This window comes from Superficieibacter sp., from assembly GCF_032071645.1.
Classification (GTDB): domain Bacteria; phylum Pseudomonadota; class Gammaproteobacteria; order Enterobacterales; family Enterobacteriaceae; genus Superficieibacter.
In genome coordinates this window covers 62,939-89,784 of record NZ_DAMAPU010000010.1, presented here as the reverse complement: position 1 = coordinate 89,784, position 26,846 = coordinate 62,939, and the positions used below count along the sequence as shown (strand labels likewise).

Here is a 26,846-nt window from a genome sequence, read left to right as displayed (position 1 = left end):
CCTTTTTTATATTTTGTTAACGGCCTTCTCTGCCCGCTGGCGACGCAGCTCTTTCGGGTCGGCAATCAGTGGGCGATAAATCTCCACCCGGTCACCGTCCTGCACGCGATCCTGTAACTTCACCGGACGGCTGTAGATCCCCACTTTGTTCTGCGTGAGATCGATTTCCGTGCGCAGCGCCAGCAGGCCACAAGAGCGGATCGCGTCTTCAACCGTAGCGCCCGCCTTTAGCGTCACCTTCAGTAAATACTGCTTTTCCGGCAGCCCGTAAGCGACTTCAACGGTGACGTTATCCGGCACTGTAAACCTCTTTGGCCCGCGCCGTAAAAGCCTGCACCATGCTGGAAGCCAGCTCTTTGAAAATACGGCCAAACGCCAGTTCAATCAGCATGTTGGTAAACTCAAAATCAAGCTGAAACTCAATCTTACAGGCGTCCTGACCGAGCGGGGTAAACTTCCAGCCGCCGATAAGCTTCTTAAATGGCCCATCCACCAGATGCATCAGAATGCTTTGATTACTGTTGAGCGTGTTGCGGGTGGTGAATGTTTTACTGATCCCGGCTTTCGAGACGTCAACCGCCGCCGTCATCTGCGTCGGCCCGGACTCCAGCACGCGGCTACCGGTACAGCCAGGGATAAACTCCGGGTAAGAGTCCACGTCATTCACTAACTGGTACATCTGCTCCGCGCTGTAGGGCACCAGAGCAGTACGATTAATCTGTGGCATAGCAATTCCTGGGTACATACACTGCATAAATAATAACATTTATCACAAGTTAAAAAAAACGCTCTGCCGCAACTCGTGCTAAGATACCCCATTACGCCTCGCAGGAGCGTTGAGGCAGTTTGAGATCAGATTAGCGATGTTCAGGACACTATGACGAAGAAAAAAGCACACAAACCTGGATCAGCCACCATTGCGCTGAATAAACGCGCCCGTCACGAATACTTTATCGAAGAAGAGTTTGAAGCGGGCCTGGCGTTACAGGGCTGGGAAGTAAAATCTCTGCGCGCGGGTAAGGCCAATATCAGCGACAGCTATGTCATTCTGATAGACGGCGAAGCGTATCTGTTTGGCGCAAACTTCACCCCGCTGACGGTCGCCTCCTCGCACGTGGTCTGCGATCCGGTTCGTACCCGTAAACTGTTGCTTAACCAGCGCGAGCTGGACTCCCTCTACGGGCGCGTTAATCGCGAAGGCTACACCGTCGTTGCACTCTCGCTGTACTGGAAAAATGCCTGGTGCAAAGTGAAAATCGGCGTTGCGAAAGGTAAGAAACAGCATGACAAGCGTTCTGACATTAAAGATCGCGAATGGCAGGTTGATAAAGCGCGCATCATGAAACATGCCGGGCGTTAAGCACAGAAACCCGATTGCAGTCAGCACGGTGTAATCGGGTAAATTATTTCAGACTCTCCCCGTCCATTATTTCACTTTCACCCGTTTATCTTAATAAATATTCCTCGTCGTGGCGTAAAGACACAAAAAGCAAATACAAATCATATTTATTTCGACTGAATCGCTTAAGCACCGCCATGATATATCATATTTATTATACGCTATTTAATCTTTTTTATTTTAATAGTGTTTTTTAAAAAAATTATCAGGCGTTTTACTTCCCAAATCTCCGTAATAACTGGCAAATAAACCTTTTATAATTACCCCGCCAGCCCTAACCCCTTGTCACTATTGGCTTTAGTGTGCCATCAGGAAAATAACCTCTGTATTTTACTACGATTTTCTATAGCGATAATTCATTTGCCCTTTTTAATATTTCTGGCTATATCATCAATAAGCCAACCGGGAGTATTAAAACCGACAAGCGCATAACTTTTATGTGGGCACCCCGTAGAAACGTAATCGGGGGCCGGACAATGAATATTTTTAATCAGCTCTCCCGACACTAGGGACAGCATTCATTATCTGATTTAAATAACGGTGAGAAACTATTTTACAATAGTCTCTCTGCCGCAGAGCTCTTTTACCTGTAATTAGGGCGCAGCGCTCACCCGTGCGCCGCCCATATCTGCCGGGAGTAAGAATTAATGGTATCGATATCTGTCATCTCCGCTTTAACCGGTGTAGAAACATCTACCACAGCCTCTGAAGTCACCTTAAGCCATCCGGCAATCGTCAAATTGCAGGTTGCGCGGTCAGATATCGCTTCCCTTGCCCGCAGCAATAACGATCTGATTGTCCATCTCCGCTCCGGCGAAACCGTCGCCATTAAAAACTTTTATCTCGCCGAGGGTGAAACCAAAAGCCTGCTGGTGCTGGAAGACAGTCAGGGCGCGCTGTGGTGGGTAGAAGATACGACAGCGGCAGGGCTGAATTTTGTCCCTGTTTCCGGCATTGACGATCTGCTGGTCACCGCGGGCGCAGGCGCAGCGGCGACTGACGGTGCCGCGCCGGTCTGGCCGTGGGTACTCGGCGGTCTGTTGGGGGGTGGCGGACTGGCGGCTATCGCCGCCTTGAGCGGCGGAAGCAGCAGTCACGATGATGATAAACCCGCAGCCCCGCCCCCCGTCAGCGGGGAGCCGGGAGAAGATTCCACCCCGCCCGCTGCGCCAACCGATCTGCTCATCAGTAACGAAGGCAAAACCCTCACCGGGAGCGCCGAACCGGGCAGCACCATCACTATTACCGATCCAAACGGTAATATCATCGGCTCCGGCACCACCGGCAGCGATGGCAAATTTACCGTCGATTTAGATCCCCCGCAGACCGACGGCAGGCCGATTGAGGTGGTCGCCACCGACCCGGCAGGCAACACCGGTCCTTCCGCCAGCGTTGACTCGCCGGATCTCACTGCCCCGGATGCGCCCACCGACCTGCTGATCGCCGAGGACGGCACCGTGCTCACCGGCAAAGCCGAGCCGGGCAGCACGGTAAACATCACCGATGCCAGCGGCAATCTTCTCGGCAGCGCGATTGTAGACGCGAACGGCTTTTTCCGCTTCGCGCTTAATCCGGCACTCACCCGGGGTGAAACTCTGGCGGTCAGCGCGACCGACGCGGCAGGAAATAGCAGCCCGACCGCCAGCGTTGATGCCCCCGACCTGACCGTGCCGGATGCCGTGACCCTCGACAGCGTGCTGGATGATACCGGCTCCCTCACCGGCGCATTAAGTCATGGTCAGGTGACGGATGATACCCGCCCGGAACTGAGCGGCAGCGGCATCCCCGGCGCGACGATCACCGTCTACGACAACGGCACGGCCATCGGCAGCACCCTGGTTGACGCCAGCGGCGCATGGCGCTTCACCCCCGAATCAGCGCTGGGCGAAGGCACGCATATTTTCACCGCGTCCTCAGATATTGCAGGCACGTTCTCGTCGCCGTTTACGATTATTATTGATATCACCCCGCCGCCCGCGCCTGAGGGCGTGACGACGTCTGAAGACGGCACCACCGTCAGCGGCACCGCCGAAGCGGGAAGCACCGTCACCATCACCGATGGCAGCGGCAACGTGCTGGGTAGCGGGACTGCCGATGCCAGCGGCAATTTCACTATCGGCATTGTTCCGGCGCAAACCAACGGTGAACCGCTGACCGCAACGGCTCAGGATGCCGCCGGAAACACCGGCCCGGCGACCGCATTCAGCGGGTCCAGCTCGCAGTATCCTGATGTGCCCACCATCCTCAGTGCCCTGGATGATGCAGGCACTCTCAGCGGAAATTTATCCAGCGGCCAGAGTACCGACGACGCGACGCCCACCCTTAGCGGCAATGGCGAACCCGGCGCGACGATCACGCTGTACAGTGACGATGTAGCCATTGGCACCACGCGGGTCGATGCCAGCGGTAACTGGAGTTTTACCCCGACCACGCCGCTGGGCGAAGGCGAGCATCGCTTTACCGCCACCGCGACCAACGCCAGCGGCACCAGCGGCATTTCCACCGCCTTCACGCTGAATATTGACCTGACGGCCCCCGCCGCACCTGACGCGCTGATTATTGCCGACGATGGCGCGTCGCTCACCGGCAACGCCGAAGCGGGCAGTACCATCACCGTCACCGACGGCAACGGTCAGCCGCTGGGCAGCGCGGTCGTCGGCGCTGACGGCAGCTTCAGCCTTATCCTCGATCCGCCGCAGCGGAACGGCGAAACGCTCAGCGTGGTCGCCACTGATGCGGCAGGCAACAGTAGCCCGACCGCTGTCGTGACCGCGCCGCTCGATTCGCCCGCAGGCGCACCGACAATTGATCTTGCCGTCGATGACGCCGGTCCCATCGTTGGTTCGCTGACCAGCGGTCAGAGCACCGATGACGCCCGCCCGACCCTGAGCGGCAGCGGCGCGCCCGGTTCGACCCTGACGCTCTACGATAACGGCGTGGAGATCGGCGCCGTCACCATCGGCAATGACGGGGGCTGGAGCTTTACCCCGGACATCGCGCTGGGCGACGGTAGCCACGCGCTGACCGCCACTACCACCGACGCCCAGGGCAATACCAGCCCGGCCTCCAGCGTATTTACCCTGATTGTTGATACCCAGGCTCCGGCGGTGCCGGTTTTCACCAGCCTGCTCGATGATGCAGGCTCGCTCACCGGCCCGCTGCTGAACGGTCAGGTAAGCGATGACAGCCAGCCCACGTTTGCCGGGCGCGGCGAGGCGGGCAGCACCATTACGCTGTATGACAACGGCACGGTGATTGGGCTGGCAACGGTCGACGCAGACGGGAACTGGACGTTCACCCCGGAAAACGCGCTGGCGGAAGGCAGCCATAGCTTCACTCTTACCGCCACCGACCCGGTGGGCAATACCAGTGCCGCGTCCGCGCCGTGGACGGTGATTATCGACACCACCGCACCCCAGGCCCCCGCCGCACCGACGGCGATCGATGCCAGCGGAACGCTGGTGGGCACGATCGCCGAAGGCCAGTCCACCGATGAAACCCGTCCGCTGATGAGCGGCAGCGGCGAGCCGGGAGCCACCGTCAGCCTGTATGATGGCGTAACCCTGCTCGGCACAACGCAGATTGCCAGCGACGGGAGCTGGAGCTTCACGCCGACCGCACCGCTCGCGGAAGGCGCACACGCGCTGAGCGTGACCGTAACTGACGTTGCCGGAAATGTCAGCCAGCCATCCACGGCGCTTAACTTTGTGGTCGATACCACCCCGCCCGCCGCGCCTGCGGATCTGCTGACCTCCACCGACGGCACCACCGTCACCGGCAGCGCCGAAGCGGGAAGCACGGTTACCATCACCGACGCCAGCGGTAACGTGCTGGGCACCGGCACTGCCGATGCGAACGGCGCGTTTAGTATCGGCATTGTTCCGGCGCAGACCGACGGTGAAATTCTGAGTGCCAGCGCCCGCGATGCGGCAGGCAACGGCGGCCCGACCACGTCGTTTACCGGCTCCACGTCCGGCTATCCCGATGTGCCGGTGCTGACCTCTGTCGTCGATAACGTCGGCAGCATCACCGGCAACCTGACGGACGGGCAGACCACGGATGACACTACGCCGACCCTCAACGGCACCGGCGAGCCTGACGCGACCATCACCGTGTATAACAACGGCGTTGCCATCGGCACCGCCCTCGTTGACGCCTCCGGTAACTGGAGCTTTACCCCTTCCCCGGCCCTGCCGGAAGGCGAAAACACGTTCACCTTTACCCTGACCGCCACCAACGGTAATGGCACCAGCGGCGTCTCGCTGCCGCTGACCATTATTGTGGATACCACTCCGCCTGCCGCCCCGCAGGATCTGGACGTTTCAGAAGATGGCACTACGCTGACGGGACGCGCGGAAGCGGGCAGCACGGTGAATATCCGCGATGCTAACGGCACGATTATTGGTAGCGCCGTCGTCGGAGCGGACGGCAATTTCAGCGCCACCCTGACGCCGCCGCAGGTGAACGGCGAAGCGCTCACCGCCACGGCCACCAACCTTGCGGGTAACGCAGGCCCGGCCACAGGCGTTAACGCGCCGGATATCACCGCGCCCGCTGCGCCTGAGGATCTGAACGTATCTCAGGACGGCACGACCCTGACCGGTAATGCCGAAGCAGGCAGCACCGTTACCGTTACCGATGGCAACGGTCAGCCGCTGGGCACCACCACCGCCGGGCCGGACGGCAGCTTTACTCTGCCGTTAAATCCGCCGCTGACCAACGGTGAAACCCTCAACGTGGTCGCCAGCGATCCGGGCGGTAATACCAGCCCGGCAGCCAGCACCACCGCGCCGGACACTACCCCGCCGGAAGTGCCGGTGCTTGCCGCCGTCAGCGATGACAGCGGCGAACTGACTGGCCCGTTGACCAGCGGGCAAAGCAGTGATGACAATCTTCCCACCCTTAGCGGTAACGGCGAGCCGGGCACCACCATCACCGTTTATGACAACGGGGCGGCGCTCGGCACCGTGCAGGTCGCCGCCGACGGTAGCTGGAGCTTTACGCCCGCAACGCCGCTGGCTGACGGCACTCATGCGTTAACCGTCACCGCCACCGATGCGGCAAATAATACCAGCCCGGCCAGTGCCGCCTTTACCCTGGTGGTGGACACGCTGGCCCCGCCAGCCCCCGCGATTGACCTTATTACCGATAGTAACGGTCCTCTCACGGACACGCTGATCACCCCCGACCCGCGCCCGACTCTGAGCGGCAACGGTGAAGCGGGCAGCACTATCACCCTTTACGACAACGGCACGCTGATTGGCAGCGTGCAGGTTGCTGAGGACGGTAGCTGGCGTTTTACCCCGGACAGCGATTTCGCTGAAGGCACTCACACGCTGACCCTGACCGCCCGCGACGCCGCAGGCAATATCAGCGCGGTCTCTGCCCCGCTGGATCTGGTGGTGGATATTACCGCTCCCGACGTGCCTGACATGCCGGTCATTAATGACAACACCGGCATCTTCACCGGGCCGGTGGCCGACAGCCAGCCTACCGACGACACCCGTCCGACCCTCACCGGCAACGGCGAAGCGGGCACGATGATCACCGCCTGGCGCGGCGCAGAAATGCTTGGCACCGCAATGGTTGATGACAACGGCAACTGGAGCCTGACGCCTGACACCCCGCTGGCGCACGGCACGCACGTGCTGCGCTTTACCGCCACCGATGCCGCCGGAAACGTCAGCGAGGCGTCAGCGCCTCTGACAATTAATGTGGATATCATCGCGCCTGATACGCCGGTCGATCTTGCCGTTTCCGTGGATGGCACCACCGTTACCGGTTCGGCTGAAGCCGGAAGCCTGGTGACTATCACCGACGCCAGCGGCGTGGTGATTGGTTCCGCCACCGCAGGCAGCGATGGCGCGTTTTCAGTGAATATTGTCCCGGCGCAAACCAACGGTGAAGCGCTGCAGGCCGTCGCCCGTGACAGCGCGGGCAACAGCGGTCCGGCTGCCGCCTTTAACGGCTCCACGTCCGGCTATCCTGACGTGCCGATCATTATTTCCGTCTCCGATGATGTCGGGACCATCAGGGGCAATTTAAGCAGCGGTCAGCATACCGATGATACTCAGCCTACCCTGAACGGCACCGGCGAGCCGGGCGCGACCATCACCGTTTACCTGAACGGTGACGCGGTGGATAGCGTGCTGGCTGACGCTTCCGGCAACTGGAGCTACACCCCGGCGCAGCCGCTGGCGGAGGGCGAAAACGCCTTCACTTTTACCGTCACCGCCACCAACAGTAACGGCACCAGCGGCGAATCCCTGCCGTTTACTCTCGTGGTGGATACGCTGGCCCCGGACGCCCCGGTCATCGCGCAGGTGATTGACGACGCGGGCAGTCTTACCGGCGCGATGACCAGCGGGCAATCCACCGACGACCGCCAGCCAACGCTGAGCGGCAGCAGCGAAGCCGGAGCCACCCTCACCTTCTACGATAACGGCATTCTGATTGGCAGCGTGCAGGCCGACGCCAGCGGCAACTGGCAGTTTACGCCCGGCGCGCCGCTGGCCGATGGCAGCCACAGCCTGACCGTCACCGCTACCGATACCGCAGGCAACGTCAGCACGCCTTCCCCGGCTTTCAGCTTTACGGTGGCGACCCTCGCGCCCGCCGCGCCGATCATCACCGCGGCCAGCGACGACGCGGGTGCGGTGACCGGAGCATTAACCAGCGGGCAAACCACCGACGATACGCAGCCGCTGTTAAGCGGTACGGCGACGGCGGGCAGCCTGATCGCGGTGTATGACAACGGCGTAGCCCTGGGCAGCGTGACCGCCGATGCAGACGGTCGCTGGAGCTTTACGCCCGCCACCGCGCTGGCAGAAGGCAATCATGATTTTACCGTCACCGCCGCCGATGCAGCGGGCAACGTCAGCCCCGCCTCCCCGGTCTTCACGCTGATTATTGACGTGACCGCGCCGGATGCGCCCGCCCTGCCCGCTATCACGGATGATGTCGGCAGCGTTACCGGACCGCTGGCTGACGGTCAGACTACCGATGATACTCGCCCGACCTTAAGCGGCAGCGGCGAGGCGGGTAGCCTGATCACCCTCTACGATGGCAGCACAGTGGTTGGCACGACCACCGTTAATGAAAATGGCCAGTGGAGTTTCACCCCGGACGCCGCGCTGACTGAAGGCGAGCATTCCCTGACGTTCACCGCCACCGATCCGGCGGGCAACGTCAGCCCGCCTTCCGCTCCGCTGACGCTGGTGGTGGATACCACGCCGCCTGCCGCCCCGACCGGGCTGGCGGTCAGCGAGAACGGCGTTAACGTTACCGGCAACGCGGAAGCGGGCAGCCTGGTGACCATCACCGGCCCCGGCGGGACGGTACTGGGTTCCGGCACCGTCGGCAGCGACGGCAGCTTTAACATTGTCATTTCTCCGGCGCAGACCGCAGGCCAGACCCTCACCGCCGTGGCGCAGGACAGCGCGGGCAACAGCGGCGCGGCGGCCAACGTGACCGCCACCAGTTCCGGCTTCCCGGCCGTTCCGGCGATCCTTTCCGCCACCGACGATGTGGGTGCAGTCACCGGCACCCTTACCAACGGGCAATCCACGGATGATACCCGTCCGCTGCTGGCAGGCACCGCCGCGCCCGGCACCACGCTGACGCTGTACGATAACGGCACCCTGCTCGGCACTGCCCTGACCGGGGCAAACGGTCAGTGGAGCTTTACCCCAGCCGCCGCGCTGGCAGAAGGGGCGCACGCTTTTACCGCCACCGCCACCAACGCCAACGGCACCAGCGCCCTTTCCGCCGCCTTTAGTCTGACGGTCGATCTGAGCGCCCCGGCGGCCCCGGCAATGGGTGAAATCCTTGATGACGTCGGCAGCCTCACCGGGCCGATTGCCAGCGGACAAACCACCGATGATACCCGCCCTACCGTGACCGGCAGCGGCGAAGCTGGCACCACCGTCACGCTGTATAACAACGGTACGGCGATTGGCAGCACCACGGTCAACGCCGACGGTCGCTGGAGCATCACCCCGGACGCCGCGCTGCCCGACGGCACGCACGCCCTGACCGTCGCCGCCACCGATGCTGCTGGCAATACCGGTCCGGCATCGCCTGCCTTCACGCTGACCATTGATACCCTGCCGCCGGGCGCACCTGCGATCACCGCCATTATTGATAACGCAGGTGCGGTAAACGGCCCGCTGCTGGAGGCGCAGACCACCGACGCCACCCGCCCGATCATTAACGGCACCGGCGAGGCAGGCACCACGATCCGCATTCTGGATAACGGCACCGAGATCGGCAGCGCCCAGGTGAACGCCCAGGGGAACTGGACGTTCACCCCGACCGGCCCACTGGCGGAAGGCGCGCACGCGATCGCCGTCACCGCCAGCGACGCGGCGGGCAACACCAGCGCACCGTCGGCAGCCTTTACCTTTACCGTCGATATCACGCCGCCCGCCTCGCCTGTGCTGCCGACCCTGACCGACGATGTTGGCGCTGTCACCGGCGCGATTGTTAACGGCACCCGCACCGACGATACCCGGCCAACCGTTAACGGGCGCGGGGAGCCGGGCACCACTATCACCCTGTACGACGGCAGCACGATCCTCGGCAGCGTGCCGGTTGGCGCAGACGGCAACTGGACGTTTACCCCTGCCGCCCCCCTGACGGAAGGCGCGCACGCCCTGAGCGTTACCACCACCGACGCGGCGGGCAATACCAGCCAACCTTCCGCTGCCCTGCGCTTTGTGGTTGATACCACGCCGCCTGCCGCCCCTGGCGATCTGGCTGTGTCCCCGCAGGGCACCACCGTCACCGGGACGGCCGAAGCGGGCAGCCGCGTCACCATTACCGATGCCAGCGGCACCGTGGTGCTGGGGAGCGGCACCGCCGATGCTGACGGCACCTTCAGCATCGGCATTTCTCCGGCGCAGACCGCCGGGCAGGATCTGCTGGCGCAGGCCACCGACAGCGCCGGAAACGTCGGTGCTGCCGCGCCGTTTAGCGCGACAAACTCCGGTTTCCCGGACACCCCGGTTATCGTCTCGGTCAGCGATGACGTCGGCCCGATTGTGGGCGATCTGATCAACGGCCAGCGCACCGACGACACCCGTCCGACCCTCAGCGGCACAGGCGAAGCGGGCGCAACCATTACGCTTTACAATAACGGGACAGAAATCGGCACCACGCGGGTTGATACCAGCGGCAACTGGCGCTTCACCCCGGCACAACCGCTGGCGGAAGGGCAAAACAACGTCACCTTTACCGCTACCGCCACTAACGGCAACGGCACCAGCGGCGAATCCCAGCCGTTTGCAATTATCATCGACACCACCGCGCCAGACGCTCCGGCGATCGGCCAGGTGGTCGATGATGTGGAGAGCGGGACTGGCCCGCTGGTCAGCGGACAGCCCACCAACGATCCGCAGCCGACCCTGAGCGGCACCGCCGAACCGGGAGCCACAATCACGGTTTACGATGGCACCACCGCCCTGGGCACCGTCCAGGCGGGAACTAACGGCGTCTGGAGCTTCACCCCCACCGCGCCGCTTGCCAGCGGTGCGCATCCGCTGACCGTCACAGCCACCGACAGCGCCGGAAACAGTAGCGCCCCGTCGTCAGTCTTCAACCTGGTGGTTGACACCCTCGCCCCTGCCGCGCCGGTTATCGTCAGCGTGACGGATGATATCGCCCCCGGCACCGGGCCGCTCACCAGCGGACAGGCCACCAATGACACCCAGCCGACCTTCAGCGGCACCGCCGAAGCGGGTGCGACCGTCACGCTGTACAGCGACGGGATCGCCATCGGCAGCGTGCGGGCCAGCAACGCCGGGAACTGGACGCTCACCCCGGCGCAGCCGCTGGGTGACGGCAGCCATCTCATCACCGCCAGCGCCACCGACGCCGCCGGAAACAGCAGCCCGCTCTCCGCAGGCTTTACGCTGGTGGTGGACATCAGCGGGCCGGATGCGCCCGAGCTTGCCGCCATCATCGATGACGTTGGCAGCCTGACCGGACCGATTGCTGCAGGCCAGACGACGGACGATACCCGCCCGACCCTCAGCGGCAACGCTGAGCCAAACGGCAGCGTGCAGATTTTTGATAACGGCGTTGCCATCGGCAGCGCGCCGGTCAGTGCCGACGGAACGTGGAGCTTTACCCCAACTTCAGCGCTGGGCGAAGGCACGCACAGCCTGACGGTAAGCGCCACCGACGCCTCCGGCAACAGCGGCCCGGCGTCAGCGCCGGTGACCATTACCGTCGATACCACCGCCCCCGCAGCGCCGGTCATCACCCGCGTGACGGATGACAGCGGTAGCGTCACCGGGCCACTGACCAGCGGACAGGCAACGGACGATACCCGTCCGACCCTCAGCGGCGGCGGCGAGCCGGGCGCGACCGTTCGGCTGTATGATAACGGTGTGGAAATCGGTTCAGCGCAGGTTAACGCTGACGGTAGCTGGAGCCTGACGCCTGCCACGCCGCTTAGCGGCGGCAATCATCCGCTGACCGTCACCGCCACCGACGCGGCGGGCAACAGCAGTACGCCATCGCCGGTCTTCAACGTGCTGATCGACATCACCGCGCCGGTCGCCCCGGTGCTGGCGGCGGTCATTGACGATGCCAGCGGCACAGCGCAACCGCTCACCAGCGGTCAACTCACTCGCGACACCCAGCCTGCGCTGAGCGGCACCAGCGAAGCCGGTGCCACGGTGCGTATTTTTGATAACGGCACGGAGATTGGCGCGGTGCAGGCCGACGCCAGCGGCAACTGGAGCTTCACCCCCACGACCGCGCTGGGCGAAGGCACCCACGCCCTGACCCTGCGCGCCACTGATGCGGCGGGCAATACCGGCCCGGCGTCGGCAGCGTTTACGGTGGTGGTGGATGTCACCGCGCCGCAGGCCGCGACGCCAGTCATCACCGATGATGTGGGCACCCTCATCGGTGCGCTGGCAGACGGTCAGCGCACCGATGACACCCGCCCGACGCTGAGCGGCAGCGGTGAGGCGGGTAACCAGATTGTGCTGTTTGATAACGGTGCGCAGATTGGCACCACCACGGTGGGCACCGACGGTCAGTGGCGCTTTACCCCGGATGCGCCGCTTGCCGAAGGCAGCCACAGTTTCACCGTGCGGGAAACCGACAGCGTCGGCAACGTCAGCGAACCTTCAGCGCCTGTCGCCATTATTATTGACGTCACCCCGCCGGATGCGCCGGTCATTACCAACGTCGCGCTGGATGGCACCACGGTCAGCGGAACGGCGGAAGCGGGCGCGTTAATCACTATTGTGAACGCCAGCAACGTGCAGATTGGCAGCGGCATCGTTAACCCTGACGGCAGCTTCAGCGTGCGCCTCACTCCGTCGCAAACCATGGGCCAGCCGCTGGAAGCGCGTATCCAGGACAGCGCGGGCAACGTGGGAACGCCCACGCCTTTCGCCGCTTCCGATTCCGGCCTCCCGGATGCGCCTGTGATTGTCAGCATTAACGACGATACCGGCCCCCTGACCGGCAACCTCAGTCCCGACCAGCCCACCGACGATACCCGTCCGCTGCTGAGCGGAACGGCGGAAGCGAACGCGCTCATCACGCTGTACAACAACGGCACGGAAATCGGCACCGTCAGCGCCGATGCGAACGGCAACTGGCTGTTCACCCCGCAGACCGCGCTGGCTGACGGGCCGCATCAGTTCACCGCCAGCGCCACCACCGCAGCGGGCACCAGCGGCCTTTCCGCGCCGCTCACCATTACGGTCGATACCCTCGCGCCGGATGCGCCGCAGGATCTGCGGGTCAGTGAAGACGGCCTCACGGTGAGCGGCAGCGCCGAAGCCGGAAGTCGCGTGGCGATCACCGATGCCAACGGCAACCTGCTTGGCAGCGCCACCGTGCCTGACGGCGGCACGTTCACCCTTACCCTTACCGCCCCGCAAACCAACGGTCAGCCGCTCACCGCCATCGCTACCGATGCCGCAGGCAACAGCAGCCAGCCGGAAATCGTCAACGCGGGTGATACCACCGCGCCCGGCGTCCCGACCGAACTGGCCATTACCCCGGACGGGGCCGTCGTCAGCGGACGCGCTGAGCCTGGCAGCACCGTCACTATCACCAACGCCAGTAATCAAAACGTGGGCAGCGGGATTGTGGATGACAACGGTAACTTCAGCATCACGCTGACCACGCCGCAAATCACCGGGGAGCTGTTAAGCGCCACGGCGACCGATACGGCAGACAACACCGGTCCCGCCGCTACCGTTGCCACGCCGGATCTGACGCCGCCTGCGGCTCCCGCCGATCTGCTGGTTTCCGACGATGGCACCACCGTCACCGGGACAGCGGAGGCTGGCAGCACGGTCGCGATAACCGGGCCTGGCAATACGCCGCTCGGCAGCGCCACGGCAGGCGATGACGGGCGCTTTACCGTCACCCTGACCACGCCGCAGACCAACGGGGAACTGCTGAACGCCACGGCGACAGACGCAGCCACCAATACCGGTCTCGCCGCCACGGTTAACGCACCGGACATCACCGCGCCGCAGTCGCCGCTGATTGTCAGCGTGATCGACGACGTTCCGGCGTTTACCGGCGAACTGACCGACGGGCAAAGCACTAACGATCCCCGCCCGACGCTCAACGGCACCGCCGAGGCTAACGCCACGGTGCGCATTCTTGATAATGGCGAGGAAATCGGAGCCGTCACGGCGGATGCGGACGGTAACTGGAGTTTCACGCCGACCAGCGCGCTCAGCACTGGCGGGCACGTTTTCACCGTCACCGCCACCGATGGCAACGGTAACGTCAGCGAGCCTTCCGCCGCGTTCAGCCTGGTGGTGGATACGGTGATGCCGCAGGTTCCGGCTATCACCCTGGTGACTGACGACATCGCGCCCGTCACCGGGCAAATCACCAACGGGCAAAGCACTAACGATACCCGCCCGGCGCTGTCCGGCATCGGCGAAATCGGCACCACCGTTAACATTTTTGACAACGGCACGCCGATCGGTAACGCGCTGGTCGGCAATAACGGAAGCTGGACGTTTACCCCGACCAACGCCCTGGCGTCGGGGCCGCATAGCCTGACGGTCAGCGCCACCGACGGCGTGGGCAACACCAGCGCCCTCTCTGCGCCGTTCACCCTGACGGTCGATACCGTCGCGCCAGGCGTGCCGGTCATCAACGCGGTCATTGACGATACCGGCAGCCTGACCGGCGCGTTGACCAGCGGGCAGACTACCGATGACGCGCGCCCCGCGCTAAGCGGTACGGCGGAAGCCAACAGCAGCGTGCGCATTTTTGATAACGGCACGTTGCTGGGGACGGTGCAGGCGGGCAATAACGGTGGCTGGAGCTTTACGCCCACCACCCCGCTGACCAATGGCGCGCATACCCTTACCGTAACTGCCACCGATGCCGCCGGAAACGTCAGCCCGGCCGCCAGCTTTAGTCTGACGGTAGACACCCTTGCCCCGGCTGCGCCGGTGATTGCCAGCGTCAATGATGATGTCGGCAGCGTCACCGGCAATCTCACTCGCGGGCAAACCACCGATGACACCCGCCCGCAGTTGAACGGCAGCGGCGAGCCGGGCGCAACCCTCAATGTGTACGATAACGGCACCGTGATCGGCAGCACCACCGTTGCCGAAGGCGGCGGCTGGAGCTTTACGCCAGTCACCGCGCTCAGCGAAGGGCCGCACGCCCTTACCGTCGCCGCCGTCGATGCAGCAGGCAATATCAGCCCGGTATCGATCGCCTTTAACATCGTGGTGGATACCACCGCGCCCGCCGCGCCAATCCTGACCGCCGTCACCGACGACGTGCCGGAAGGCACGGGCGATCTCACCTCCGGGCAGATCACCAACGACACCCGCCCAACCCTGAGCGGCACCGGCATCGCAGGCGACACTATTACGGTTTATGACGGTACAACGCCGCTGGGTTCGGTCATCATCGGCACCAGCGGCAACTGGAGCTTTACCCCGACCGCACCGCTGGATACGGGTGAGCACAGCCTGACCCTGACCGCCACCGATCCGGCGGGTAACGTCAGCGACGCGACGGTGCCGTTTATCATCAACGTGCAGACCACGCTACCGGATACGCCGGTGCTGGCGAGCGTGACCGACAACGTCGGCGCACAGGTTGGCCCGCTCACCAGCGGCGATCTGACCGACGACAACCTGCCCGCGCTTAGCGGCACCGCGCCCGCCAACAGCACCGTTACGATTTATAACGACGGGGTGGCGCTGGGCAGCGTCGTTGCGGATGACGAGGGCAACTGGAACTTTACGCCGACTACCGCGCTGGCGGATGGCCCGCATTCTCTGACCGTCACCGCCACCGACGCCGCAGGCAACGTCAGCCTGCCCACCGCGCCGTTTGCCCTGACCGTTGATGCTACCGCGCCTGGCGTACCGGCGATTGTCACCGTCGAGGATAACGTCGGCACCATTACTACCCCGGTGGCTAACGGCGGCTTTACCGACGATACCCTGCCGCTGATCCGCGGCACCGCCGAGGCGGGCAGCACGGTGACGATTTTCGCCACCGATCAGCAAATCGGCACCGCCGTGGTGGATGGCGCGGGCAACTGGAGCTTTACACCGCTGGCCCCGCTGCCGGAAGGCACCTGGGTGCTGACCGTCAGCGCGGCGGATGCGGCGGGTAATGTCAGCCCGCTCTCTTCGCCGTTTACGCTGACGGTGGATCTCACCGCGCCGGATGCGCCGGAAAACGTCACCACCACTCCCGATGGCACCACCATTTCCGGCACGGCGGAAGCAGGCAGCACGGCGATTGTCAGCGACCGGCTGGGAAATGTCATCGGTAGCGCGCTGACCGGGCCTGGCGGCACCTTCAGCGTCACCATCACCCCCGCGCAGACCGGCGGCGAGCCGCTGACCGTGGTCGCCAGAGATGCGGCGGGCAACGTCAGCGATCCGACCCCGTTGATCGCCTCGGATTCCGGCCTGCCAACGGTGCCAACGATCACCGACATTACCGATGACGTCGGCACGCTGACCGGCAACCTGACCAACGGGCAGAGTACCGATGACAACCAGCTTACCCTCGGCGGCACCGCCCAGCCGGAGGTGCTGGTGACGATTATCGTGGACGGCGTGGTGATTGACAGCGTGGAAGCCGATGCCAGCGGCGCGTGGCAGTACGCCCTGCCCGGCACGCTCAGTGACGGTCCGCATACCTTTGCGGTCAACGCCACCAACGCCATCGGCACCGGCGGGACCTCCTCGCCGGTCACTATCACCGTCGATACCGCTGCGCCGGATACGCCAGCGATTGTCCTGGTAACAGACGATGTGGACGCCCTGACCGGTCCGCTGGTCAGCGGGCAGATCACCAACGACGCGCAGCCGACCCTGAGCGGCACGGCGGAAGCGGGCGCGACGATCACTATTCTGGATAACGACGAACTGCTGGGCAGCGTCGTGGCAGACGCGCAGGGCAACTGGACGTTCACCCCTGCCGCCGCGCTGGATGACGGTACGCACGCGCTCACCGCCGTCGCCACCGATCCGGCAGGCAACAGCAGCCCGGCGTCAGCGGCGTTTACCGTGGAGGTGGATACCCTCGCGCCACCGCTGCCGACGCTGACCAGCGTGGCGGATAACGCCGGAACCGTCACCGGACCGCTCACCGCCGGGCAGACTACCGACGACACCACGCCAACGCTGAACGGCAGCGCCGAAGCGAATGCCACGGTGCTGATCTTCGACAACGGCGTGCAGATCGGCAGCGTGCAGGCCAGCAATACCGGGGCGTGGAGCTTCACGCCGACCAGCGCTCTCGACGCCGGAACGCACAGCTTCACGCTGCGCGCCAGCGATGCCGCGGGTAACACCGGGCCGGAGACAGCGAGCTTCAGCATTGAGATCGCCACTACCGCGCCCGCCATCCCGCTGATTACGGCGATAGCGGACGATGCCGGAACGCTCACCGGGTCACTGGCGGACGGTCAGTTCACCGATGATAATCTGCCGACCCTGAGCGGAACCGGCCAGCCCGCCACGACCGTGCAGATCCTCGACAACGGCACCCCGATCGGCACCGCGCTGGTCGATAACAACGGCAACTGGAACTTCACGCCGTTAACGCCGCTGCCGGACGGCGCGCACAGCTTCACCGCCACCGCCAGCGATGCCGCAGGTAACACCAGCGCCGCTTCGCCGACGTTTGGCATCAACGTGGATACCCTGGCTCCGGCTGCGCCGACGATCGCGTCGGTCGTGGACGGCAGCGGACCGCTCACCGGCGCGCTGGTGCAGGGGCAGACCACCGATGAGACCCGTCCGGCGCTGAGCGGCAGCGGCGAAGCGGGGGCCACGCTGCGCATTCTGGATAATGGCAATGAGATCGGCACCGTCACCGTGGGCGGTACGGGAAGCTGGATTTTCACCCCGGATACGCCGCTGGCGGAGGGGGAACACGCGCTAACCGTGGTCGCCACCGATGCCGCAGGCAATACCGGCCCGGCTTCCGATGCCTTTACGCTGGTGGTTGATACCATCGCCCCGGACGCGCCGGTTATCGTCAGCATTACCGATGATGTCGGCAGCGTGACCGGCCCGCTGATTCAGGGCCAGTCTACCGACGATACCCGTCCGCTGCTGAACGGCACCAGCGAGGCGGGCGCTACGGTAAGTATTTTCGATAACGGCGTGGCGATTGGCAGCGTGCAGGCCAGCGACACCGGCACGTGGAGCTTCACGCCTGACGCCCCGCTGACCAACGGCAGCCATGCTTTCACCGCGTCCGCTACCGACGCGGCGGGCAACGGCGGCCTGACGTCCGGTTCGTTCACGATTGTTGTCGATACCCTCCTCCCTGCCGCGCCGGTGATCGCGCTGGCGACCGATAACGTCGGCACGGTAACCGGACCGCTGGGCAGCGGGCGCACCACCGACGACACCCAGCCCGCGTTCAGCGGCAGGGGCGAGCCGGGCGCTACCCTGCGCCTGTTCGACAACGGCACGGAGATTGGCGTCACCACCGTCGCCAGTAACGGCAACTGGTCATTCACCCCGACCACTGTTCTTGCCAGCGGCCCGCATACCCTGACCGCCACGGTCACCGATGCCGCAGGCAACACCAGCCCGGCGTCCACACCGTTCCTCATCACCGTAGATACCACCGCGCCGGATGCGCCGGTGATTGTCAGCGTGACTGATGACGTGGCGCCGGTCACGGGCGTGGTCGGCAACGGCCTGTCCACCAATGACGCACGCCCGACGCTGAACGGCACCGGGGAAGCGGGTGCCACGCTGCGCATTCTGGATAACGGCACGCAGATTGGCACGGTCACGGTGGGAACGAACGGCAGCTGGAGCTTTACGCCGGGCGTTAACCTCGCCGAAGGCACGCATACTCTGACCGCCACGGCCACCGATACGGCGGGCAACACCGGCGCGGCTTCCGCCGCCTACAGCGTGGTGATAGACACGATTGCACCGGCGGCTCCGCTGGCGGCCATTAATGCCGATGGCAGCCTTATCAGCGGTAGCGCCGAAGCGGGCAGTACGGTGATTGTGACGCTGCCGGGCAACGTACAACTGACCACCACCGCTAACGGCAGCGGCGCATGGAGCATTGCCCTCACCGACCGCCAGACCGAAGGCGAGGCGATTTCAGTGACGGCACGCGACGCGGCGGGTAACGTCTCCGCCGCCACGCCGCTGACCGCGCCGGTCCTGCCGCTCTCCGCCAGCGATAACGTCACCGAACTGGATCTGACCACCGATGCCACCATCAGCACTGAGAACTACAGCGACTACGGCATTCTGCTGGTCGGGGCGCTGGGTAACAGCGCAACGGTGATTGGTAACGATACGGCGCAGGTGACGTTCAATGTCGCCCAGGGCGGCAGTGCGGATATCAGTATTGATTCCGCCGCGACCGGCATTGTGCTGTCGTTGCTCAACACCCAGCAAATCGCGGTGCAGCGCCTCGACGCCACCAGCGGCGCGTGGGTCACGGTGGCGGACTCCTCCCAGCCTCAGTTCGCCGATTTGCTGACGCTGAACGGCAGCAGCGTCACCTTTAATCTCAACGGTCTGACCGGCGGCACGTACCGCGTGCTGAGCTACAACACCAGCCTGCTGTCTACCGGCTCCTACACCAGCCTTGATGTGTCCGTGGTGCAGACCAGCGCCGGGACGCTGAACGGTGAGACGACGCAGGTCGGCAACGTGATCCAGGATATCGATCCGGTCAGCGGTGGCGACAGCGCGCCGAACGGCACGGTCGTCAGCCAGGTCACCAACGCCAGCGGCCAGACGGTGACGGTGGGTGCAGGCGGGGCCAGCATCGACGGCCTGTACGGTACGCTGACCATCAACCCGGACGGCAGCTACAGCTACGCGCTGACCAGCACGTCGCCGACGGTGCTGGGACGCACCGAGAGCTTCACCTATACCATCACCCATAACGGCGTCAGTGACTCGGCGCAGCTGGTGGTCGCCCTCGGCGCGGGCGCAACCGGCAGCACGGTGACGGCGGTCGATAACACTGCCGCGCTGAACTATGAAACCAGCGTCGAGGCCATTAATAACGGGCCATCGTCGCAGGCGGGCTTCTCGGTCGTGGGCATTGCGCTCGGCAACGTGCTGAATGCCAATATTCTGGATAACCTGACCAACCCGATTATCTTTGACGTTGAGGAAGGCTCCACCCGCACGCTCACCCTGCAATCCAGCGTCGGCGGCGTGGCGCTGATCTCCACCTTTGATCTGTACGTCTACCGCTTCAACGATACCATCCAGCAGTTTGAGCAGTATCGGGTCGAGCGCGGCTGGCTTCAGGCTCCGCTTCTCGGCGGGCAGTCGGGGCAACTCACGCTGACGCTGCCGGGCGGCGAGTATCTGTTCCTGCTCAACAACGCCTCCGGCGTCACCGCGCTGACCGGCTACACCCTGAACATTCTTCAGGATCACGTCTACAACGTGGAAAGCCTCAGCGCCGCCACCGCCGGGAACGTGCTGGACAATGACGTTGCGCCAGCGGGGACGCTGCTGACTGAAGTTAACGGCGTCGCGGTCGGCGCGGCGGGGGCCACCATTGAAGGCGCATACGGCACGCTGACCATCGACCAGGCAGGGAACTATAGCTACACGCTGCGCGGCGGCATCGGGGCCGACAGCATCAGCGCACCGGACAGCTTCATTTATACCGTGCGCGCCCCGGACGGCAGCACCGACAGCGCCTCGCTGAACATCACCGCCACGCCGCAGCCGGTCAATGCGGTGGACGATATCAGCCCGCTGTTAACCTTTAATACGCTCCAGGATACCGCCGCCTTTACCGATAATGCGGTGGGCAACGCCACCTGGACCAGTTCGCTGTTTAACACCACCTCCCGAACCGGTAGCGGTATCGTCGAGGTGGCGGCGGGAACGGCGGTTAAAGACGTGGTGCTGCACTTTAACGTCGCCTCCGGTCTGGCGCTCAGCGGCCTGACGGTTAACTGGACCCTGTACGACGGTACGACCGCCATCCGTACCGGCTCGTTCGGCGGCAGCGCGTTGCTGGGTAATAACATCGATGTCGCCTTAAGCGGGCTGGAGCTGCATCCTGGCAATTTCACGCTGAGCTATACCGGCACCATCGGCGCGCTTTCGGTGGGTAATATTACCATCACCCCGCGCGTCACCGGCACCACGTACGATCTCGATAACTTTGAGACCAGCGGCGTGCATACCGTCAGCGGCAACATTTTTGACGGCAGCGATGCAGGCGGCGTGTTGGATCAGCTTTCCACCGTTGATACCCGGTTGACCATGACCGGCTACAACGGCAGCACGACCACGCTCGATCCGTTCGCCAACAGCAGCGCCAGCGGCACCGTGCAGGGGCATTACGGCACGCTGACCATCAACCTCGACGGCTCGTATACCTACACGCTGACGCCGGGGATCGCTACCTCATCCATCACCACGAAGGAGACGTTTAACTACACGCTCAACGATCAGAACGGTCATACGGATAACGCCACCCTGACCATCGACATGGCCCCGCAGTTCGTGAGCACCGCGCAGAACGATACGATCATCGGCACCGCCTACGCCGACACGCTGATCTATCAACTGCTCAGTACCACCAGCGCCACCGGCGGTAACGGCAGCGACAACTGGAGCAATTTCTCGCTGGCGCAGGGCGACAAAATCGACATTGGCGATTTGCTGGTGGGCTGGAATGGCGATCAGTCCTCGCTCGGCAGCTACCTGAACGTCACTACCAGCGGCAACAACACGGTGATAGCGATTGACCGGGACGGTGGCGGATCAACCTATCAGTCCACTAACCTGGTCACCCTGGAGAATGTACAAACCAATCTCGAAGAGCTGATCCAACAAAATCACATTATTACCTGACGGGCACCCCCACCGGGGCGTGCCGCCCCGGTGGGTATGAAGTGACAGGCCTTTAGTTCGGGGCGCATCTCGCCCGAACAGGTGTGAAGTGACAAGCACTTTAGTTCGGAGCGCACCTCGCCCGAACAGGTGTGAAGTGGCAGACACTGAATTCGGGGCGCACTCCGCCCGAACAGGTGTGAAGTGGCAGACACTGAGTTCGGGGCGCACCTCGCCCCGAACAGGTGTGAAGTAACCTTTTCTTAGGGATAAATTATGGGAAAAATACGGCCCGTTGTTGGGTGGCTGGTTAGCTGCCTGTGTCCGTTTCAGCTCTGCGCCGCCGATGCAGTGCCTGTGATTACCTCGACCGCGCTGGCGCAGCAGGAACTTCCGTCGCTGGATGGCGCGGCCCCTCTCGCGCTGGAGACCGCTGCCCCCGGCCTGCTGACGCTGGATAACGCGGTCAACCGCGCCGTCGCCTGGCACCCGTCCATTGGCGAAGCGGTCGGCAAACTGGCCTCGCAAAGCGATCAGGTGGACGTCGCCCGTTCAAAATATTATCCGCAGGTCAACGCCGGAATGAACAACGGCTACAGCAACACTTACTCGGACAGCGGCTTCAGCCCGTCGCTGGTGCTTTCGCTCTCGCAGATGCTGTATGACTTCGGCAAAGTTTCAAGCCAGGTCAGGGCGGAGAGCGCGGGCGTGGCGCAGGAGCAGGCCAACGTGCTGCTGAGTATCGATACCGTCGGCCACGATACCGCCACCGCGCTGGTGCAGGTGCAGACCTGGCAGCAGATGGTGGACATCGCCGAAGAACAGCTCAGTGCCTTGAGTTCCATCGGTCATCTGGCGCATCAGCGCAACGACGAAGGAGCCAGTTCGCTTTCTGACGTGGTGCAGACCGAAGCGCGTATTGAAGGCGCGCGGGCGCAGCTGGTGCAGTACCGGGCCAGCCTTGAGAGTGCCCAGGCCACGCTGATGATGTGGCTTGGCTGGAACAACCTCAACGGCATCAGCAACGATTTTCCGGCCAGGCTGTCCCGCAGTTGTGACGTGGCGCAGCCGGATGACCGTCTGGTGCCGTCGGTGCTGGCGGCGTGGGCGCAGGCTAACGTCGCCCAGGCCAACCTTGATTACGCCAACGCGCAGATGACCCCGACCATTTCCCTCGAACCGGAAGTCCGCCACTACCTTAATGATAAATACGCCAACAGCGCCGAACTGGATCGCACCCAGTATTCCGCATGGGTGCGGGTAGAAATGCCGATTTACCAGGGCGGCGGCCTGACCGCGCGGCGCAATGCCGCCAGCCATGCGGTGGACACCGCCCAGGCGACCATTCACCGCATTCGCCTTCAGGTGCGCCAGAAACTTCTCGAAGCGCGCAGCGAAGCGTTAAACCTCGCCAGCTCGCTTCAGGTCCAGGCCCGGCAGCAGGCGCTAAGCGAGCGCACCCGGCAGCTCTACCAGCAGCAGTATCTGGATTTAGGCTCCCGCCCGCTGCTTGACGTTCTCAATGCCGAGCAGGAGGTTTATCAGGCGCGCTTCGCCCAGCAGCAGACCCTCAACCAGCTTCATCAGCTTCAGCTCAACTGCCTGTATAACACCGGCAAACTGCGCAGCGCCTTTGGCCTGGAGAACCGTCGCATACAGTCCGTGGAGATCCAGCCATGAAACAGGCCGACATTCCCGACGTGGAACCCCTCAGCACCCAGGCGCTGGCCCGCTGGGCGCAGGCGATAAGCGAGATCGCCGCACATTACCGCATCTCCTGCTCGCCGGGCACTATTCAGGCCAACGCCCCGTGGTTTCAGGGGAAAAAATCACTTCCGGCGCTGACCCAGCTTGCGCGGCAGGCCGGGCTGTCTTTCCAGCCGCTGGACAACACCCAGGCGGCGATCTCACGCTGGCGGCTGCCGGTGGTCGCCGCGCTCAACGACGGCCAGCTGGCGGTTATCGGCCAGTTCGACGGCGAAGACACGCTGGACGTCACGTTCATCGGCGACGAACGCCAGCGCAACCGCGTGGCGCTAAGCACCGTGCTTGACGAGATCCGTTACGTGGTCGCCCTGCGCCCGCTTTCAGCCCTCAAAGACAGCCGCGTTGACGCCTACATCTCGCGCTTTCGCCCCGACTGGCTCAAAAGCCTGGTGATGAAAGATCTCCGGCCTTACGGCCCGGTGATGCTGGCGGCGCTGCTGATCAACGTGCTGTCGCTTTCCGGGATCATTTTTTCCATGCAGGTGTATGACCGGGTGATCCCGGCGCAGTCCTGGCCGTCACTTTACGTGCTCTCCCTCGGCGTGCTGATCGCGGTGATCTTCGGCTTTCTGTTGCGCATCGCGCGCGGCAACATTATGGATCTGTTAGGTAAACGCGCCGATATGCGCGTCTCTGACCGGGTCTTCAGCCACGCGCTGCGCCTGCGTAACAGCGCGATCCCCCGCTCCACCGGCAGTTTTATCTCCCAGTTGCGCGAGCTGGAGCAGATCCGCGAGATGATCACCTCTTCCACGATGTCCACGGTGGTGGATCTCCCCTTCTTTCTGCTGTTTATGGTTGTGCTGGCGATCATCGCCCCGCCGCTGGCATGGATCGCCCCGGTCGCCGCGCTGCTGATGATCCTGCCGGGCCTGCTGCTACAAAAACGACTGGCGGTGCTGGCGAACCAGTCGGCGCATGAAGCGACATTGCGCAACGCGGTGCTGGTTGAGAGCGTGCAGGGGCTGGAGGACATCAAGCTGATGCAGGCTGAGAACCGCTTTTTGCAGCAGTGGAATCACTACATCCGCATCACCGCCGAGTCCGGGCTGCGCACACGCGAATTGTCGCAGGGGCTGATTAGCTGGGGGATCACCGTGCAGAGCCTGGTTTACGCGGCGGTCGTGATGTTTGGCGCGCCGCTGGTGATTGAAGGCACCATGACCACCGGTGCGGTGGTGGCAGCCTCAATGCTGGCCTCAAGGATGATTGCGCCGATGGCGAACCTTTGCGGCGTGCTGGCCCGCTGGCAGCAGGTAAAGGCGGCGAAAGTGGGACTGGACAGCATTATGCAGTTACCCAGCGAGACGCAGCGCGATGACAGCCTGGTGCATCAGGAGATTTTCCACGGTCACTATCAGTTTGAGAACGCGCAGTTTCGCTATCACAACGATGACCAGACCATTCCGCTGCGCGTCGGGCGGCTGGAGATCCACCCCGGTGAGCGTGTGGCCCTGCTGGGGCGCAACGGGGCCGGTAAATCCACGCTGCTCCAGGCGCTGGCGGGCGGCGTGGAACTGGCAGGCGGCGAGGCGCGTCTTGACAGCCTGAGCCTGCCGCAAATCGACATGGCCGATCTGCGGCGCAACATCGGCTTTTTAAGTCAGAACGCGCGCCTTTTCTACGGCACCCTGCGCGAGAACCTGACCCTCGGTGCGCCGCACGCCAGCGATGAAGAGATCTTCAGCGTGCTGGAGATCTGTGGCGCGGCGCGCTTCGTTAAAACCCAGCCGAAGGGACTCGATCATCAGATTATGGAAGGCGGCACCGGGCTTTCCGGTGGTCAACGGCAATCGATCCTGCTGGCGCGGATGCTGCTGCGCTCGCCCAACATTGTCCTGCTCGATGAGCCTACCGCCTCGCTGGACGAGCATACCGAGCGCGAGTTTATCCAGCGGCTCGCCGGGTGGCTCGGCAACCGCACGCTGATCGTCGCCACCCACCGCGTGCCGGTGCTCGATCTGGTCGAACGGGTAGTGGTACTGAAGGAGGGACAACTGGTGATGGACGCGCCCAAAGCGCAGGCGCTAAGCCAGAGCCGCAAGGCCACGCCGACAACCGGACGGGAGGATAATTATGAAAACCAGTCAGCATGACGCGGCGTTCGACGACCTCGACGGCAGCCGCGAGAGCGTATTCTCCGGCTCAACCCGCATCATCGTGCTCTGTACTCTGCTCTTTGCGGCGATCGGCGTCTGGGCGTGGTTCGGCGTGCTGGATGAAGTCTCCACCGGCACCGGCAAAGTGGTGCCCAGCTCGCGCGAGCAACTTTTGCAGTCCCTCGACGGCGGCGTGCTGGCAGAGCTGATGGTGCGCGAAGGCGATCAGGTCCAGGCCGGTCAGGTCGTGGCTCGTCTCGACCCTACCCGATCCGAGTCTAACGTTGGCGAGAGCGCGGCGCGCTACCGGGCCTCCCTCGCCTCCAGCGCTCGTCTGTATGCCGAGGTGAGCGATAAACCGCTGGTCTTCCCGAAGGCGTTAAACGCCTGGCCGGAGCTTATCGCCGCCGAGACGCGCCTCTATACTTCGCGCCGCGCGCAGCTTGCCGACGCCCAGACGGAGTTAAAAGAGGCGCTGGCCTCGGTCAATAAAGAGCTGGCGATCACCCAGCGGCTGGAGAAAAGCGGCGCGGCGAGCCACGTTGAAGTGCTGCGTCTGCAACGGCAAAAAAGCGATTTAGGTCTTAAAATCAGCGATCTGCGCTCGCAGTATTACGTCCAGGCCCGGGAAGCGCTCTCCAAAGCCAACGCCGAAGTTGAGATGCTTTCGGCTATCATCAAAGGCCGTGAAGACTCCGTGACCCGTCTGACGGTGCGCTCACCGGTACGCGGCATTGTCAAAAACATCCAGGTGACTACCATCGGCGGGGTCATCCCCCCCAACGGCGAGATGATGGAGATTGTGCCCATTGACGACCGACTGCTGATAGAAGCCCGGCTGTCGCCGCGTGACATTGCGTTTATCCATCCCGGCCAGCGCGCGCTGGTCAAAATCACCGCTTACGATTACGCCATCTACGGCGGCATGGAGGGTGAAGTCGAAACCATTTCCCCGGACACGATTCAGGATAAAGTGAAGCCGGAGATTTTTTATTACCGGGTATTTATCCGCACCCATCAGGATTTTCTGCTCAACAAAGCAGGCCGCCGCTTCTCTATCGCGCCCGGCATGATCGCCACGGTAGACATCAAAACCGGCGAAAAAACCATCGTTGACTATCTGATCAAACCCTTCAACCGGGCAAAAGAGGCGCTGCGCGAACGATAAAACACGCTATACTATTGTTGTAACAAGAAATTGTGTATTAAGTGAGCAAAATTAAACGCTTGCAAAGCGCGTGACAAAAC

General features: G+C 63.3%; 7 protein-coding genes and 1 pseudogene. 6 read left to right on the top strand and 2 right to left on the bottom strand.

Going from position 1 to position 26,846, the window contains the following annotated elements:
* Nucleotides 1-6 precede the first annotated feature (6 nt).
* The gene (locus tag RT197_RS16730) at nucleotides 7-300 is read right to left on the bottom strand and encodes an RnfH family protein (protein WP_312952278.1); all 294 of its coding nucleotides are present in this window, start codon (nucleotides 298-300) and stop codon (nucleotides 7-9) included.
* On the bottom strand, nucleotides 290-727 hold the full coding sequence (locus RT197_RS16725) for a type II toxin-antitoxin system RatA family toxin (protein ID WP_312952277.1): 438 nt from the start codon (nucleotides 725-727) through the stop codon (nucleotides 290-292). Before RT197_RS16725 ends, RT197_RS16730 begins: the two co-directional genes overlap by 11 nt.
* A gap of 150 nt (nucleotides 728-877) precedes the next feature.
* Between RT197_RS16725 and smpB the strand changes: the two genes are divergently transcribed.
* From smpB to RT197_RS16700, 6 genes and pseudogenes are all read left to right on the top strand, one after another.
* The gene (gene smpB, locus RT197_RS16720; RefSeq protein ID WP_312952276.1) at nucleotides 878-1,360 is read left to right on the top strand and encodes an SsrA-binding protein SmpB; all 483 of its coding nucleotides are present in this window, start codon (nucleotides 878-880) and stop codon (nucleotides 1,358-1,360) included.
* Between the two features lie 686 nt (nucleotides 1,361-2,046).
* Nucleotides 2,047-18,504 (top strand): annotated as a pseudogene (locus RT197_RS16715) (Ig-like domain-containing protein); the annotation flags it as partial.
* The gene (locus tag RT197_RS22040; RefSeq protein ID WP_409529702.1) at nucleotides 18,502-21,753 is read left to right on the top strand and encodes a BapA/Bap/LapF family large adhesin; all 3,252 of its coding nucleotides are present in this window, start codon (nucleotides 18,502-18,504) and stop codon (nucleotides 21,751-21,753) included. The pseudogene RT197_RS16715 and the gene RT197_RS22040, both read left to right, overlap by 3 nt.
* Before the next feature lie 255 nt (nucleotides 21,754-22,008).
* Nucleotides 22,009-23,412: a TolC family outer membrane protein gene (locus tag RT197_RS16710; protein ID WP_312952274.1), complete on the top strand. Its 1,404-nt coding sequence runs from the start codon at nucleotides 22,009-22,011 to the stop codon at nucleotides 23,410-23,412.
* Nucleotides 23,409-25,595 carry a type I secretion system permease/ATPase gene (locus RT197_RS16705; protein WP_312952273.1) on the top strand — a complete coding sequence of 729 codons (2,187 nt, stop codon included), beginning with the start codon at nucleotides 23,409-23,411 and terminating at the stop codon, nucleotides 25,593-25,595. The genes RT197_RS16710 and RT197_RS16705 overlap by 4 nt, the downstream gene beginning before the upstream one ends.
* A complete protein-coding gene (locus RT197_RS16700) occupies nucleotides 25,576-26,766 on the top strand; it encodes an HlyD family efflux transporter periplasmic adaptor subunit (protein WP_312952272.1) in 1,191 nt (396 codons plus the stop codon). Before RT197_RS16705 ends, RT197_RS16700 begins: the two co-directional genes overlap by 20 nt.
* Nucleotides 26,767-26,846: the final 80 nt, after the last annotated feature.